At 48.1% G+C, this 16,343-nt stretch carries 13 protein-coding genes; 12 read left to right on the top strand and 1 reads right to left on the bottom strand.

All coding sequences use genetic code 11. The features are described 5' to 3' along the window. The first annotated feature begins 9 nt into the window (after window positions 1–9). The 4 genes from C2745_RS06235 (at window position 10) to C2745_RS06220 (ending at window position 4,526) form a co-directional block, all read left to right on the top strand. On the top strand, window positions 10–1,074 hold the full coding sequence (locus C2745_RS06235) for a microcin C ABC transporter permease YejB (RefSeq protein WP_215385639.1): 1,065 nt from the start codon (window positions 10–12) through the stop codon (window positions 1,072–1,074). Continuing rightward, complete coding sequence (locus tag C2745_RS06230) at window positions 1,071–2,096, top strand: ABC transporter permease (protein ID WP_215383516.1); 1,026 nt, start codon at window positions 1,071–1,073, stop codon at window positions 2,094–2,096. The genes C2745_RS06235 and C2745_RS06230 overlap by 4 nt, the downstream gene beginning before the upstream one ends. Further along, window positions 2,093–3,730 (top strand): ABC transporter ATP-binding protein, encoded by a 1,638-nt coding sequence (locus tag C2745_RS06225; RefSeq protein WP_215383515.1) that lies wholly within the window; start codon window positions 2,093–2,095, stop codon window positions 3,728–3,730. The genes C2745_RS06230 and C2745_RS06225 overlap by 4 nt, the downstream gene beginning before the upstream one ends. Before the next feature lie 148 nt (window positions 3,731–3,878). Further along, on the top strand, window positions 3,879–4,526 hold the full coding sequence (locus C2745_RS06220; protein ID WP_215383514.1) for a C40 family peptidase: 648 nt from the start codon (window positions 3,879–3,881) through the stop codon (window positions 4,524–4,526). A 41-nt stretch (window positions 4,527–4,567) separates the two neighbouring features. Here C2745_RS06220 and C2745_RS06215 read toward each other — a convergent pair whose 3' ends face one another. Further along, a complete protein-coding gene (locus C2745_RS06215; protein ID WP_215383513.1) occupies window positions 4,568–5,491 on the bottom strand; it encodes a patatin-like phospholipase family protein in 924 nt (307 codons plus the stop codon). A 187-nt stretch (window positions 5,492–5,678) separates the two neighbouring features. Between C2745_RS06215 and scpB the strand changes: the two genes are divergently transcribed. From scpB to typA, 8 genes are all read left to right on the top strand, one after another. Beyond that, window positions 5,679–6,407, top strand: coding sequence for an SMC-Scp complex subunit ScpB (gene scpB / locus C2745_RS06210; protein ID WP_215383512.1), 729 nt, complete (start codon window positions 5,679–5,681; stop codon window positions 6,405–6,407). A gap of 6 nt (window positions 6,408–6,413) precedes the next feature. Then, a complete protein-coding gene (locus C2745_RS06205; RefSeq protein WP_215383511.1) occupies window positions 6,414–8,213 on the top strand; it encodes a pseudouridine synthase in 1,800 nt (599 codons plus the stop codon). A gap of 173 nt (window positions 8,214–8,386) precedes the next feature. Next, a complete protein-coding gene (gene rimP / locus C2745_RS06200; protein ID WP_215383510.1) occupies window positions 8,387–8,878 on the top strand; it encodes a ribosome maturation factor RimP in 492 nt (163 codons plus the stop codon). Further along, window positions 8,875–10,356, top strand: a complete 1,482-nt coding sequence (nusA, locus tag C2745_RS06195; protein ID WP_215383509.1) for a transcription termination factor NusA — start codon at window positions 8,875–8,877, stop codon at window positions 10,354–10,356. Before rimP ends, nusA begins: the two co-directional genes overlap by 4 nt. Before the next feature lie 13 nt (window positions 10,357–10,369). Beyond that, window positions 10,370–13,135: a translation initiation factor IF-2 gene (infB, locus tag C2745_RS06190; protein WP_215383508.1), complete on the top strand. Its 2,766-nt coding sequence runs from the start codon at window positions 10,370–10,372 to the stop codon at window positions 13,133–13,135. A gap of 14 nt (window positions 13,136–13,149) precedes the next feature. Next, complete coding sequence (rbfA, locus tag C2745_RS06185; RefSeq protein ID WP_215383507.1) at window positions 13,150–13,518, top strand: 30S ribosome-binding factor RbfA; 369 nt, start codon at window positions 13,150–13,152, stop codon at window positions 13,516–13,518. A 3-nt stretch (window positions 13,519–13,521) separates the two neighbouring features. After that, entirely contained in the window at window positions 13,522–14,433 is a 912-nt protein-coding gene (truB, locus tag C2745_RS06180) for a tRNA pseudouridine(55) synthase TruB (protein WP_215383506.1), read from the top strand. A 50-nt stretch (window positions 14,434–14,483) separates the two neighbouring features. Continuing rightward, a complete protein-coding gene (gene typA / locus C2745_RS06175; protein WP_215383505.1) occupies window positions 14,484–16,301 on the top strand; it encodes a translational GTPase TypA in 1,818 nt (605 codons plus the stop codon). The last annotated feature ends 42 nt before the right edge of the window (window positions 16,302–16,343 follow it).

Here is a 16,343-nt window from a genome sequence, read left to right as displayed (position 1 = left end):
CAAGGTCAAATGCGCGCCTATATTTTCAAACGTTTGCTCTTGATGATTCCTACCATCTTGGGCGTGCTAACTCTCACCTTTGCGGTGGTGCAATTTGTTCCAGGTGGTCCCGTAGAGCAAATGGTGCTTGAGTTAAAAGGTAAAGGCAGTGCCGCAACTGGTGGCTCTGAATCTTCCGGCTCTGGTTCAACTTATCGCGGTCGACAAGGTGTCGATGCGCAGCGCTTAGAAGAAGTTAAAGCGCTGTATGGTTTTGACAAGCCACCCTTAGAGCGTTATTTCATGATGTTGGGGCGTTTTGCTAGATTCGATTTGGGTCAAAGCTATTACCAGCATGAGAGCGTATGGCGATTGGTAGTTTCTAAATTGCCGGTGTCCATCAGCATTGGCTTGTGGACCTTCTTTATTACTTATTTGGTATCCATTCCTTTGGGTATTGCAAAGGCCGTACGCGATGGCTCACGCTTTGATGCAATCACGAGCAGCATGATTCTGGTGGGTTATGCCATTCCAGGGTTTGTGCTTGGAGTCTTATTGCTGGTGGTGTTTGGCGGAGGTAGTTTCTTACAGATATTTCCGCTGCGAGGACTGACTTCGGATAACTGGAGCGATCTCAGTTTGATTGGCAAAGTCATGGATTACTTATGGCATTTGGTGCTGCCAATTACTGCGTCTGTTCTCGGCAGCTTTGCGGTAGTGACAATGCTTACGAAAAATTCTTTCTTGGAAGAGATTCGCAAACAATACGTTCTGACCGCAAGAGCTAAAGGGCTTACTGAGAAGCAGGTTCTATGGAAGCATGTATTTCGTAATGCACTCTTGCCGTTGGTAACTGGTTTCCCGGCAGCATTTATTGGGGCATTTTTCACTGGGTCACTATTGATCGAGACGCTGTTTTCTCTTGATGGGCTTGGTCTGCTCTCCTATGAGTCCGTGATGCGTCGCGATTACCCAGTAGTCTTTGGCACTCTGTATTTATTCACCTTGATTGGTCTGTTCACTAAATTAATTTCAGATCTTTGCTACGTTTATGTAGACCCACGCATTCAGTTTGGTGCAGGAGGGGGCTCATGAGTCGTTGGCAGCGCTTTAAAAATAGTCGCATGGGTTATGCGAGCCTATGGATCTTCATGGTGCTCTTTGGTTTATCAATGTGCGCCGAGCTAATTGCAAATGACAAACCTTTAGTGGTGCGTTATGAAGGCCATTTTTATTTCCCGATTATTAAGAGCCAGCCAGAAACGGTTTTTGGTGGAGATTTCTCTACGCCTACAGATTTCTTGGACCCGGATATTCGTCAGAACATTACTAGCAATGGAAATTGGGCAATCTATCCGCCAGTTCACTATAGCTACGAGACGCTAAATTATTTTTCTCAAGTGCCAAATCCAGCTCCACCCTCTTGGGAGAACTGGTTAGGAACTGATGATCGCGGGCGTGATGTTCTGGCGCGCTTAATTTATGGCTTCCGTCTGTCCATCCTCTTTGGTTTGGCGCTCACGATTGTTGGGGTGAGTGTGGGCATCATCACGGGATCTTTAATGGGATTTTTTGGTGGCAAGTTTGACCTAGTCTCGCAACGCATTATCGAAATCTGGTCGGCTATGCCCGAGCTTTATCTGTTGATTATTTTTGCCTCAATCTTTAATCCCAGCGTTTCCTTGCTGATTATTTTGTTAGCAGCCTTCGGATGGATGGGCTTATCGGATTACGTACGAGCAGAATTTTTCCGCAATCGCGCTTTAGAGTATGTGAGGGCCGCAAGAGCGTTGGGCCTGACGAATGTGCAAATCATGTGGCGTCACATTTTGCCTAATAGCTTGACGCCAGTGATTACTTTTTTACCTTTCCGCATGAGTGCCGCCATTTTGTCTTTGACAAGCCTGGACTTCTTGGGCTTAGGTGTTCCCCCAGGCACGCCAAGTCTTGGGGAGCTGCTCTCTCAAGGAAAAAGCAATCTAGATGCTTGGTGGATTTCCTTATCGACTTTTGTGGTCTTGGTGGCAACCTTGTTGCTATTAACCTTTATGGGCGAAGCATTACGCAATGCTTTTGATTCACGCAAAGCTGGCGTAATGAACGGAGGTCGCTCATGAGTCTGCTACGTTATGAGGACCTTAGCATCTCTTTTGGGACGGGTCGCCGTGAAAAGTTTGCCGTCAACCATCTCGATTTAGAGGTTGGTATCGGTGAGCGGGTTGCACTGGTAGGGGAGTCGGGTTCAGGCAAGACGCTGACTGCATTGGCGCCATTGAGACTTGAGCCTGAAGGCGCCAAAGTTTCCGGAAAGATTCTGTGGAACAAGAAAGACGGGAAGGGCACAGTCGATTTGCTCTCAATGTCGATACAAGATATTCGGGAAATTCGTGGTCGTGAAATCGCCATGGTATTTCAGGAGCCCATGACTGCGCTAAACCCATTGTTTACTGTAGGCAATCAAATTATCGAAGCGGTACAAATCTATCAGCCTTTAATTTCTAAGGCGGATTCGATTGATGCTGCGATTGATTTGCTTCGTAAGACCGGCATCCCGGAGCCTGAACGTCGCTTTCACTCCTATCCCCATCAGCTTTCCGGTGGTCAAAGACAGCGCGCCATGATTGCAATGGCGCTGGCATGTAAGCCAAGACTTCTCATTGCGGATGAGCCGACTACGGCATTGGATGTGAGTTTGCGTTTGCAGATTTTGGATTTATTAAAAGAGCTGCAAGAAGAATCTAAAAGCGATGGCGGCATGGGTATTCTGTTAATTACGCATGATCTGAACATGGTGAAACATTTTGCGCAGCGAGTGGCAGTTCTCAATCAAGGCGTCTTGATGGAAACCGGCCCTACTAAACAGGTCTTTGAGCATCCAGAAGATCCGTACACCCGCGCCTTAGTCAATAGTGAACCCGTTCGTGACTTGGCACCGCTTATGCCATTAGCCCCAGTGCTGCTGAAAACTGAAGAGTTATCGGTTGCTTACCCAAGCTCTGAGTCCACCTCTTGGCTTAAAAAGGCTCCGTCTCATAAGGTCCTTAAAAAAGTGAGTTTTGCGCTAAAGCAAGGACAAACGATTGGCGTGATCGGTGAGTCAGGCTCTGGCAAGACCACTTTAGGTATGGCCGTCCTCGGTCTATTGGGGGATTCAGCAGCAGAAGTGACTGGTGATGTTGATGTGCTGGGTAGTGATTGGCAAAAACTCAAGCCTGTTGAACGACGTGCAATGCGCTCTAGCTTGCAGGTTATTTTTCAGGATCCGTTTGGCTCACTATCGCCCCGCATGAATGTGTTGCAAATTGTTTCCGAAGGTTTGGATGTGCACTTTCCAAATTTGTCTGCTGCGGAAAGAGAGTCTCGCGTAGTCGATATGCTCAAAGAGGTAGGTTTAGATCGCTCGGCACTTCTGCGATACCCCCATGAATTTTCTGGTGGTCAGCGTCAACGCATTGCGATTGCGCGCGCACTCATTTTGCGGCCGCAAATATTAGTTTTAGACGAACCCACTTCTGCGTTGGATGTATCTATTCAGAAGCAGGTGCTGGCCTTGCTGACCGAGCTGCAGAAAAAATACAACCTGGCTTATTTGATGATTAGTCACGATTTGGCAGTAATCAGAGCAATGTCGCATGAGGTGATGGTCCTCAAGGGTGGCAAGGTGGTGGAGTTCGGGGATACCGAAACCCTCATTAAGCACCCTCGTCAGGTCTATACCAAAGAGCTTTTTGCAGCCGCCGAGCTGACTTAAGGCAGGGCTAGAGGAGGGCGAAAACCCCTCTCAAATGGGCTAAATTGGTGCATTTGCCCCTATTTAAGACAAATTTATCTTTATAAACAAAGACTTATCTCTAGACTCAGTACTTGGTTAATTGAGGGTTCTTTGTTAAACTGGTTCGATGTCACTGAAAAAAGCGCTGCTTACTAAACTCCTAGGCTTAGGTCTGGGCGTTTTCATTTGCATCTCCGCCCAAGCTGCTGATCCTGTGGTCGAAGCATCCTCTGATGCTGTGGTGCCTAAGGAGAGTATGTTCCAGGCGGGTAGGTCTTATATCGCGCGCGTTTCAGATCGCTTGGCAGATACCGTAACCGGTAAATCAGAAGAACTTATTAATCGCGCCATGGAAGTCGTTGGTGTGCGCTATCGCTGGGATGCTGAGTTGCCTCAGTCGGGATTAGACGGTAGCAGTTTTGTTGGCTATGTCTTTAAAGACAAGCTCGGATTTTTATTGCCACGCAAATCTACGCAAATGAGTCGTGTTGGCAAACCTATCAATCGTGATGAGTTGCAACCCGGCGATTTGGTTTTCTTCAACACCATGCGCTTAACTTTTTCTCACGTTGGTATTTACGTGGGTGATAACAAGTTCATTCATTCGCCTTCTAAAGGTACGAATGTTCGTGTCGATGATCTCGGCAGTCTTTATTGGGATAAACGTTTTGATGGCGCACGTCGTTTAGACGGCAGCGACAATCTCGATGACGCTGAGCGTCAAGAGCTTCTTAACGAAGTTAAAAACCTCAAGCGTAAGTCGCGCAGCCTTTAACTAAGGCGCCTGAAGGCTTTGGCCCTTCAGGTTTATGGCTATTAGCCTCTCAGCTTTTCTTTAATCAACCCCATTTGCTCTTGCGTTGCAACTTCGCCAGCAAGAATTGCAGCATTTCTGGATTTGAAATCACCGCTACTCATTTGTTTTAAGTGCGGTTGAATCGCAATGTCAGCGCTTTTCAGTTCGTACTGATTAATGCTTCTTTGCATAATGGAGATAGTTTGCTGGAGGATGCCAAACGTTCCGCTGGCATCTTGATGAACGGGTTCTGAAGAGATGTTGACTGCAATGACTAGTGTCGCGCCCATCTGCCTTGCATAGCTCACTGGTACTGGTGCAACTAAACCGCCGTCGACATATTCTTTGCCGCTGATGATGGCCGGCTGAAATACTCCAGGCACGCTACAAGATGCGCGCACTGCAAGACCTGTATTTCCGGATCTGAATAAAACACCTTTGCCAGACTGTAATTCGGTAGCAACAATTCCTAGGGGAATGCGCATTTGTTCAATGGATTTGTTTTGCACTTCCCGATTGACCATGTTTTGAAGTGCATCTCCCTTAATCAGCCCCCCAAAGCGACCAGCAAAGGGAAGCCCCCAGTCAGCAATCGTGGCCTCGTCCAAGTTCAAAGCAAGACGATTGAGATCATTACCAGTGGCACCCGAGGCTAGCAGGGCGGCGATGACGCTGCCCGCGCTACTGCCAACTACGATATCCGGCCTGATGCCCTGGGCTTCAAGCGCCTTAATCACGCCCACATGGGCAAAGCCTCTGGCTGCTCCAGCCCCTAGAACTAAACCCACAACTGGTTTCTTGCTCCCAATGAGGCTGCAGGAGCTTAGACTTGCACCTCCAACAAGGGCGCCCACCCCAATACCTAGACCGAGAAGTCTGCGGCGATCCATGGAATCTGGTGCGCTAGGGGCTGATAACGGGGGTTTTGTGGAATTCTTATGCATGTGGCTATTGTATTGAGCCTACCTTATAATGGGTGCAAGGTGAACGAAAAGGACTTCGTTGGAGCGCGGGCATATTCCCATAAGAACTGATGAGATGGATTGTCCGTAGTCGCTAGAAAACACCAAAACCCATTACTGAATACATTTTTAAAGCCTAATCAGGATTACTCCTGGTAGCCCGAATTTTATGGACGATCACAATAAGCGCGTAATTGAAACAGCCCTCCTGTGCGCGCAGGAGCCACTCACCGTTGCTGATTTGTCTCGCTTATTTGTTGATGACATCACTACGGCTGATATCGATGAAGCATTGGTCGAGTTGCAGCGCGCTTGGGATGACAAGGGCATGGAGTTAGTGCATATCGCTACGGGTTGGCGTTTTCAGAGCCGCCTTTCAATGCGCGAATACCTTGATCGCCTAACCCCAGAAAAGCCGCCAAAGTATTCACGCGCCGTGATGGAAACCTTAGCCATCATCGCTTACCGTCAGCCTGTAACACGTGGTGAGATTGAAGAGATCCGTGGTGTTGCAGTGAGTAGCAACGTCATGAAGCAGTTGGAAGATCGCGGTTGGGTTGAAGTCATTGGCCATAAAGAAACAATTGGTCGCCCAGGCTTATATGCAACCACCAAGCAATTTTTAGATGATCTCAGTCTGACAAATTTACAAAGCTTGCCAATTTTGGAAGATGCTGCGCCAATGGCTGCTGCAGAACAATTAGGTCAAGCTGTAATGGAATTTGATCCATCAGCTACAGTAGAAACAGTAGTCATTGATGCTGACGCACAAGAAGTTGCTGTTGTTGAAGAAACAGTAGAAGTAGAAGCAATCGAGATGATTGCAGAAGAAACAACTATCGAAGTGGCTGAAGAAGCTACCCCTGAGTCTGAAGATAAAACAGACGAAACAAAATAATTATTAATGACAAGCTCCAACGAAAACGATTCATCCCCGGTAGTAAATCCATCGGCAACCCCTTCTAATTCAGACGCTGCGCCATCGCATTCTGATGGCCCAAAGACTGAAGGTGGAGAACGTGGCGAGCGTGGAGAGCGTCGTCCGCGCCGACAAGGTAGTGGCAAGCATCCATTTAATAAGAAGCGCCCATTTAATAAAGATCGGCCACGCCGCGAAGGTGGCGATACCAATGGGCCGCGCGAGGGTGGCAACAATCCAGGGAATAACCAATCTTCAAAACTAGCCCCAAACCCAGCTGAGAGCGAAGCCTTATTTGCTTCAGTGGTGTCCGGCGAATTCGATGCCGCATTGGATGCACCTGAAGTAGAAGAAGTCAAAAATCCTGATGGTGTCAATGAGAATGAGATCTCTCATCAAACGGGTGCAGAGCGTCGCGCACAACGTGCACAGCGTTCACGTGAAGATGAAGATCCGGATGCGCCAACAGAAGATGAAGTGAGTAGCTTGCAATTTGCAAACGTCGATGATTTGCCTCTCAGTTTGCGTGATGAAGTATGGTCAGACCTTGACGGCTTAGATGACGATGCTGACGACGAAGATACTGTTAAGTTGCACAAAGTATTAGCTGACGTTGGCATGGGATCACGTCGCGATATGGAAGACTTGATTATTCAAGGACGTGTATCGGTTAACGGATTACCAGCTCATATTGGTCAACGCATCGGACCAACAGATCAAGTACGCATTAATGGCAAGCCAGTGCATCGCAAGATTCAGACGAAGCCGCCGCGCGTGATCATGTATCACAAGCCTGCCGGCGAAATCGTGAGCCAGTCAGACCCAGAGGGTCGTCCCACCGTATTTGATCGTTTGCCAAAACCACGCCAAGGTCGTTGGATTGCAGTAGGTCGCTTGGACTTTAATACCGAAGGTCTGTTGTTATTTACAACTTCAGGTGAATTAGCAAATCGTTTGATGCATCCACGTTACGGTGTTGAACGTGAATATGCCGTGCGTATCTTGGGCGACTTGAGTCAAGAAAATACTTCACTATTAAAGAGCGGTATTACGCTTGATGATGGCCAAGCAAAATTCTTACGTTTAGCGATGGGTGGCGGCGAAGGCGCTAACCGTTGGTACCACGTTGCATTAAATGAAGGCCGTAATCGCGAAGTACGTCGTATGTTTGAAGCAGTCGGTCATACGGTATCCCGCTTAATCCGAACTCGTTACGGAATCTTCTTGTTGCCTCCACGCTTAAGGCGTGGCAAATGGGAAGAGATTGAGGCTGGCGGTATCTACAACTTGATGAAGTCTGCTGGCTTAAAAATGCCGCAACCACAAGATAAGGGCCGCAACCCCAATGCCAATAATCGCGATCGTCGTCCTATGGGGGAAGACTTTCAGCCCGATCCAATGCAAACCTCGGTTTCTTACTGGGGCTCTCGCGACGCCTTAACCCTTGCTAGTGGCCACAACGGCCTAACGCACCAGGGCAGAGGCGGCAAACCTGGCGGTGGAGGCGGCTCTGGCGAAGGGCGCGGACCATTCCGGGGTCGTACCCAAGGCGGTAGACCGGGCCAGGGTGGTCAGGGTGGCCGTGGCGGACAGGGTGGACAGGGCGGTCAAGGTGGCCAGGGTCAAAATCGTAGTAAAGGCGGCAAAGTGCACCATGGACAGTCTGCTTTTGTGACCGGTAACCCTCAAACTCCTGGAAACGGGCCTAAAAGAGGCGCACCAAAAGGGCGAAAACCCTTCAATAAAGGGCCTAGAAAACCGCGAAATCCGGGCGAAAGCTTCTGATTTGTATCGGTTTTCTCCTAAATAGGCTATAATTTTGGTCTTACAGCAGGATTCTGCTGTTTTTAGTTGTTACCGACTGATGTTGCGATCAACGTAAGTCGGCCTGTTCTGAATTTCGAGAATATGGGCTTTGAAGCCCATTTTTTTTTGCCATTTTGGTATGAAGGGGAGTCGTGAAGGATCAGCAGGTTATTTCTGCAGAGCTGGAAAACTTGGGTTACACGCTAGTTGATATTGAGCGTGAAGCCGGAGGATTGCTGCGCGTCACGATTGAAAACCCAGATTACGAACGCATGATTACTGTTTTGGATTGCGAAAAGGTGAGCCATCAGTTGAGCTACACCTTGCCAGTTGAAAACATTCCTTATGAGCGTTTAGAGATTTCGTCTCCAGGGTTGGATCGTCCAGTGAAAAGTGCCGCTGATTTTGAGCGCTTCGCTGGAATGGAAGTGGATTTGAAGTTGCGTGTTGCCGTTGGTAACCGCAAGAATTTTCGTGGTGAGTTGCAAGGTTTGCTGAGTGGTGAATTGAATTCACCGGATGCAAAGTTTGGTTTGGTATTTGAGGGTGCTGATGGTCAGCCCTCTCAATTGGAGTTCTCTTTAGCCGAGGTCGATAAGACTCGGTTGGTCCCTGTTATTGATTTCAAAGGAAGAAAGTCATGAGCCGAGAAGTTCTCATGTTGGCAGACGCGTTAGCGCGTGAAAAGAACGTTGATCAAGCTATCGTATTCGAGGCGTTGGAGATGGCTTTGGCCTCTGCAACTAAGAAGCGTTATGCAACAGAAGACGTGGATATCCGCGTTTCGATTGATCGCGAAACTGGTGAATACGAAACCTTCCGTCGCTGGTTGGTTGTTCCTAACGAAGCCGGTTTGCAAGAGCCTGATAAAGAGATTTTGCAATTTGAAGCTCAAGAGCAACTCGCTGACATGGAAGTTGGCGACTACATCGAAGAGCAAATCGAATCTTTAGCTTTCGGTCGTATTGGTGCACAAGCTGCTAAGCAAGTGATCTTGCAACGCATTCGTGATGCTGAGCGCGAGCAGATTTTGAACGACTACCTTGAGCGTGGCGAAAAAGTCATGACCGGTACCGTCAAACGTGCCGACAAGAATGGCCTCATCATTGAATCTGGTCGTGTTGAAGCATTGCTCCGTCGCGATCAAATGATTCCAAAAGAGAACTTACGTTCTGGTGACCGTGTACGTGCATACATCCTCAAAGTGGATCGTGAAGCACGTGGCCCACAAATTGAACTCTCACGTACTTGCCCAGATTTCTTGATCAAGTTGTTTGAGAACGAAGTTCCAGAGATGGAGCAGGGCTTGCTAGAGATCAAGGGCGCAGCCCGTGATCCTGGTGTCCGCGCAAAAATTGCTGTGATTACTTATGACAAGCGTATTGACCCAATCGGTACTTGTGTTGGCGTACGTGGCACTCGCGTTACTGCAGTACGTAATGAAGTTGCTGGTGAAGCAGTGGATATCGTATTGTGGTCTGAAGATCCAGCTCAATTTGTGATTGGTGCTTTGGCTCCAGCTCAAGTTTCTTCTATCGTGGTTGACGAAGAGCGTCATGCCATGGACGTAGTAGTGGACGAAGAGAACTTGGCAATCGCAATTGGCCGTAGCGGACAAAACGTTCGCTTGGCGAGCGACTTGACTGGTTGGCAGATCAACATCATGACTCCAGAAGAGTCTGCTGAGAAAACTGAAAAAGAAGCATCCTCTGTACGCCAGTTGTTTATGGACAAGTTGGATGTGGACCAAGAAGTGGCTGACATCTTGATTGAAGAAGGTTTCAACACATTGGAAGAAGTGGCTTATGTGCCATTGTCTGAAATGTTAGAGATCGACTCTTTCGACGAAGACACTGTGAACGAGTTGCGTACGCGTGCTCGCGATTCTTTGTTGACTATGGAGTTGGCAAAAGAAGAGCGCGTTGGTGAAGTTTCACAAGACTTGCGCTCCTTAGAAGGAATGACAACAGAACTGATTGCTAAGCTTGCTGACAATCAAGTTCATACCCGTGACGACCTTGCTGAACTAGCTGTTGATGAGCTGGTTGAGGCGACACAAATTGACGAAGAAACTGCGAAAACGCTCATCATGAAAGCGCGCGAACATTGGTTTACTTCATGAGAGGAAGTAGTGCATGGCAACAACAGTAAAAGTACTCGCTAAAGAATTAAAACGTACCGCGCCAGACCTCTTGGAGCAGTTGAAGGCGGCCGGTATCGAAAAAGGTTCTGAGGACGATAGCATTACCGAAAAGGACAAAACTGTCCTGCTCGAGCATTTGCAAAAAGCACATGGCAGCGCTGACACTGGCGCGCGCAAAAAGATTACTTTGATCAAGCGCGAAAGTTCAGAAATTCGTCAAGCAGACTCTGCTGGACGTACACGTACCGTGCAAGTTGAAGTTCGTAAAAAGCGTGTGCTTGTTAAGGCGGGTGATAAAGCTCCTGAGGCAGCTGCCCCAGAAGTTGCTCCAGCGAAAGCGGAAACTAAAGCCGCACCAGCCAAGCCAATCATTTCTGAAGAAGAGTTAGAGAAGCGCGCAGCTGAGGCAACTCGCCAAGCTGAGTTGTTAGCTCGTCAAGAAGCCGAAATGAAGGCTGCTGAAGATGCTCGTCAGAAAGAAGTTGCCGCTCCTGCAGTTGAAAAGGAAGTGGCACCTGCCGATGAAGCTCCAGCTGCTGCAGCTGCCGCTGCAGAGAAAAAAGCGGTTGCTGATAAAGCTGCAAAAGAATTGGCCGCAAGCAAAGAAAAAGAACTTGCTGATATTCGTGCTCGCCGTGCCGCTGCTGAAGCTGAGGCTTTAGCAATTCGCGACATGATGAGTGCTCCGGCTCGTGTTTTGAAGGCACCAAGTGAAATTGCTGCTGAAGAGGCGAAAAAAGGCACTTTGCATAAGCCTGCTAAAGCTGAAGGTGCAGACGACAAGAAAAAAGCCGTTGCTAAAGTTGGCGGTAAAACAATCAAGTCTTCTGAAACATCATCCACTTGGCAAGAAGAAGGCGCCAAGAAGCCTGGTGGTCTGAAGACTCGTGGTGATTCATCTGGTGGTGTTGGTGGTTGGCGTTCAGGCGGCGGTCGTAAGAAGCAGCGTCAAATCGCTGAAGCGAACGTTGATACGAATTTCCAAGTTCCAACAGAGCCAGTGGTGCGTGATGTTCACGTTCCAGAAACCATTACTGTTGCTGAGTTAGCTCATGCGATGGCGGTGAAGAGTGCAGAAGTGATTAAGTTGTTGATGGGTATGGGCCAGATGGTCACCATCAATCAAGTGCTTGATCAAGATACTGCGATGATCATCGTAGAAGAAATGGGACACAAAGCCTTTGCTGCGAAATTGGATGATCCAGATTTAGATTTGGGTACAGATGGTCATGATGCAGAATTGTTGCCACGTCCTCCGGTTGTTACGGTGATGGGTCACGTTGACCACGGTAAAACTTCTTTGCTCGATAAGATTCGTGCTGCACGAGTTGCTACTGGTGAAGCCGGTGGTATTACTCAGCACATTGGTGCATATCACGTAGAAACACCACGTGGCATGATCACGTTCCTCGATACCCCGGGTCACGAAGCCTTCACGGCAATGCGTGCTCGTGGTGCGAAGGCAACCGATATTGTGATCTTGGTGGTGGCTGCTGATGACGGCGTGATGCCGCAAACCAAAGAAGCGATTCACCATGCGGTTGCTGGTGGCGTTCCATTGGTTGTTGCGATCAATAAGATTGATAAACCAGAAGCTAACTCTGAGCGCGTTAAAACTGAATTGGTTGCAGAGCAAGTGGTTCCTGAGGAATACGGTGGCGATGTGCCATTTATTCCAGTGTCCGCAAAAACTGGCGAAGGCATTGATGCTTTGCTAGAAAACGTACTCTTGCAAGCTGAAATCTTGGAATTGAAAGCACCGAAAGATGCTCCTGCTCAAGGTTTGGTGATTGAAGCACGTTTGGATAAAGGTAAGGGACCGGTTGCAACTGTATTGGTTCAGTCCGGCACACTCAAACGTGGAGACATGTTGCTAGCTGGCTCTACATTTGGTCGCGTACGCGCCATGATGGATGAGAACGGCAAGCCATGTAACGAAGCTGGCCCATCTATTCCGGTAGAGATTCAAGGTTTGGCAGAGGTGCCAGCTGCTGGTGAAGCTGTACAAGTGGTTCCTGATGAGCGCAAGGCTCGTGAGATTGCACTTTTCCGTCAAGGTAAGTTCCGTGACGTGAAGCTCGCTAAACAGCAGGCATTCAAGCTCGAAACCATGATGGAAAACATGGAAGAAGGCGCTATCGAAGCGAAGTTGTTGCCACTCATCATCAAGGCAGACGTTCAAGGCTCACAAGAAGCTTTGGCTCAATCATTGATGAAGTTATCTACACCAGAAGTGAAGGTTCAAATCGTTCACGCTGCGGTAGGTGGAATCACTGAAACTGACGTGAACTTAGCGGTTGCTTCTAAGGCAGTCATCATTGGCTTTAACTCTCGTGCAGATGCAGCAGCGCGTAAGTTGGCTGAGAACAATGGCGTAGATATTCGATATCACAACATTATTTATGACGCTGTAGATGAAGTGAAGCTGGCTCTGAGCGGCATGTTGACTCCAGATAAGAAAGAAGAAATCACTGGTCTGGTTGAGATCCGTCAAGTCTTCTTGGTATCTAAAGTTGGCGCAATTGCAGGTTGCTTGGTTGTTGACGGTATCGTTAAACGTACTTCAAGCGTTCGTCTCTTGCGTGATAACGTGGTTGTTTGGACAGGCGAATTGGATTCTCTAAAGCGCTTCAAGGATGACGCTAAAGAAGTTCGCGCCGGTGTTGAGTGCGGCCTGTCATTAAAAGGCTACAACGACATTAAAGAAGGCGACCAGCTTGAGGCATTCGAAGTTACTGAAGTTGCTCGTTCACTCTAAGCGTTCTAGGCAATATGCATAAAACTAGCCCGCATCGTAACCAGCGTCTCGCCGATCAAATTCAGCGAGACCTGGCCGAGCTTATTCCACGTGAATTGCGTAGTCCAAGCCTGGGCTTGATTACTTTGCAAAGTATCGAGCTCACACCAGACTTGGCGCACGCCAAAGTGTTCTTTACTGTTTTGGGCGCTGAGCCTGAGCATGCCTTAAAAGCACTTCAAGAAAAAGCAGGCTATTTGCATTCATTATTGTTTAAGCGTTTGCACATTCACACTGTTCCTACATTGCATTTTCACTATGACAGCTCAGTTGAGCATGGCATAGAAATGTCTCGTTTGATCGATCAAGCAGTTGAGAGCGATCATAAAGACGAGAATAAGTAATTCATGGCTATCAGAATCGACGGCGTAGTGCTGCTAGATAAACCCGCTGGAATGAGTTCACAGGGTGCAGTTACTGCAGTTAAGCGTGCATTTAATGCTGACAAAGCTGGTCATACGGGTACATTGGATCCGATGGCAACGGGTTTGCTTCCTATTTGTTTGGGTGAGGCTACTAAGTACTCCCAAGATTTACTCGAAGCTGATAAGACCTATATCGCACGCGTCAAATTTGGTTCACGTACCGACACCGGTGATGCTGAAGGCCAAATCATTGAAGAATTGTCTTTGCCTGTATTTGCTAGCGAAGCGGAAATCAGAATAGCTCTAGATGCCTTGCTCCCGAAATTCACAGGGGCAATATCTCAAGTGCCGCCAATGTACTCTGCTCTCAAGCGCGACGGTAAACCTTTATATGAATATGCTCGTGCTGGTGTTGAATTAGAACGCACACCAAGAGACATCACAATTCATGCAATTCGTTGGACTGATATCCAGTGGCCAGAAGCTACATTAGAAGTGAGTTGCAGCAAGGGCACTTATATTCGTGTCTTGGCTGAAGATATTGGCAATGCGCTGGGTTGCGGCGCTCACTTGGTTGGCTTACGCCGTACCGAAGTAGGGCATCTCACGCTTGAGCAGTCCTTTACGATTGAATCCATTCAAAGCGGCTTGCAAAATACAGCAGACTATATTTTGCCGGTTGATGCGCTTTTGCAAACCTTGCCCCACTTAACTGTGGATGAGCAACAAGCTAAGCGCCTTGAGATGGGGCAACGTGTTCCACTCAATTTACCCTCCATCGAAGCATTGGTACGCATCTATCGCGCGACCGCTGCTCCCCACAACTTTATTGGTACTGCTGATTGGCGTTCCGGAGTTTTACATCCGAAACGATTGATTTCCCAGGCCCACTAATACTGATTATTTATAACCTTTTTACTTATCTTTAACTTTAGAAGCTTCACATGACTAAACGCGCACTTCGTAACATCGCCATCATCGCCCACGTTGACCACGGTAAAACTACTTTGGTTGACCAACTCTTGCGCCAATCTGGCACATTCCGCTCCAATGAAAAAATGACCGAACGCGTCATGGACTCAAACGACTTGGAAAAAGAGCGTGGTATTACTATTTTGTCCAAGAACTGTGCGGTGGAGTATGACGGCACACACATCAACATCGTTGACACCCCAGGACACGCGGACTTCGGTGGTGAAGTAGAGCGCGTACTCTCGATGGTTGACGGCGTATTGCTGCTAGTTGACGCGGTTGAAGGCCCAATGCCGCAAACCCGCTTCGTAACCAAAAAAGCCTTGGCTTTAGGTTTGAAGCCAATCGTGGTGATCAACAAAGTTGACCGTCCAGGCGCGCGTACTGATTACGTAATCAATGCAACATTTGAGTTGTTTGACAAATTGGGTGCAACTGAAGAGCAGTTGGACTTCCCAGTTGTGTACGCTTCAGGTTTGAACGGTTATGCCGGTTTGACTGATGATGTACGCGAAGGCGATATGCGTCCTTTGTTTGACACTGTACTTAAGCATGTTCCAGTGCGTGATGACAATCCAGAAGGTCCATTGCAATTGCAAATTACCTCGATTGAGTACAGCACTTATGTCGGTAAGATTGGTGTTGGCCGCGTAAACCGCGGAACAGTTAAGCCATTGATGGACGTGGTATTTATGGATGGTCCTGATGGCGTGCAACGTAAAGGCCGTATTAACCAAGTATTGAAATTCCGCGGCTTAGAGCGTGAGTTGGTTGATGAAGCTCAAGCGGGTGACATCGTATTGGTAAACGGTATTGAAGATTTAGCGATTGGTACAACGATCTGTGCACCAGACGTTCCAGAAGCTTTGCCAATGCTCAAGATTGACGAACCAACATTGACCATGAACTTCATGGTGAACACTAGCCCATTGGCTGGTCGTGAAGGTAAGTTTGTTACTAGCCGTCAGATTCGTGAGCGTTTAGATCGTGAGTTGAAGTCAAACATGGCGTTGCGCGTTAAAGAAACTGACGATGACACCGTATTTGAAGTGTCAGGTCGTGGCGAATTGCACCTCACTATCTTGGTAGAGACAATGCGTCGTGAAGGTTACGAATTGGCAGTTTCCCGTCCACGCGTTGTGTTCCATGAAGTAGATGGTGTGAAGATGGAGCCGTACGAAAACTTAACAGTTGACCTTGAAGATACAACTCAAGGCGCTGTGATGGAAGACTTGGGTAAACGTAAAGGTGAATTGCTCGACATGGTGAGCGACGGTAAAGGTCGTACACGTCTCGAGTACCGTATTCCTGCACGCGGCTTGATCGGCTTCCAAGGTGATTTCATGACCATGACTCGTGGTAACGGTTTGATGAGTCACACTTTTGATTCTTATGCACCAGCCAAAGACGGTATCTTGGGTGAGCGTCATAACGGCGTATTGATTAGCCAGGACGACGGCGAAGCAGTTGCATACGCATTGTGGAAGTTGCAAGATCGCGGCCGTATGTTTGTGAGCCCTGGAGATCCTTTGTACGAAGGTATGGTTATTGGTATCCATAGTCGCGACAATGACTTAGTTGTGAACCCAATCAAAGGTAAGCAATTAACCAACGTTCGTGCCTCTGGTACTGACGAAGCGGTTCGCTTGGTTACACCAATCGCCATGAACTTGGAATACGCAGTTGAGTTTATTGATGATGATGAATTGGTTGAAGTAACGCCGAAGAGCATTCGTATTCGTAAGCGCTACCTCAAGGAGCATGAGCGTAAGAAGGCATCACGCGACTAAGCCGCTCTAAGCTACACAACAAAAGTCACCTCCGGGTGGCTT

Origin of the sequence: Polynucleobacter sp. AP-Kolm-20A-A1 (genome assembly GCF_018688315.1) — a bacterium.
GTDB lineage: Bacteria > Pseudomonadota > Gammaproteobacteria > Burkholderiales > Burkholderiaceae > Polynucleobacter.
This window is presented reverse-complemented; position numbering and strand designations above follow the sequence as displayed.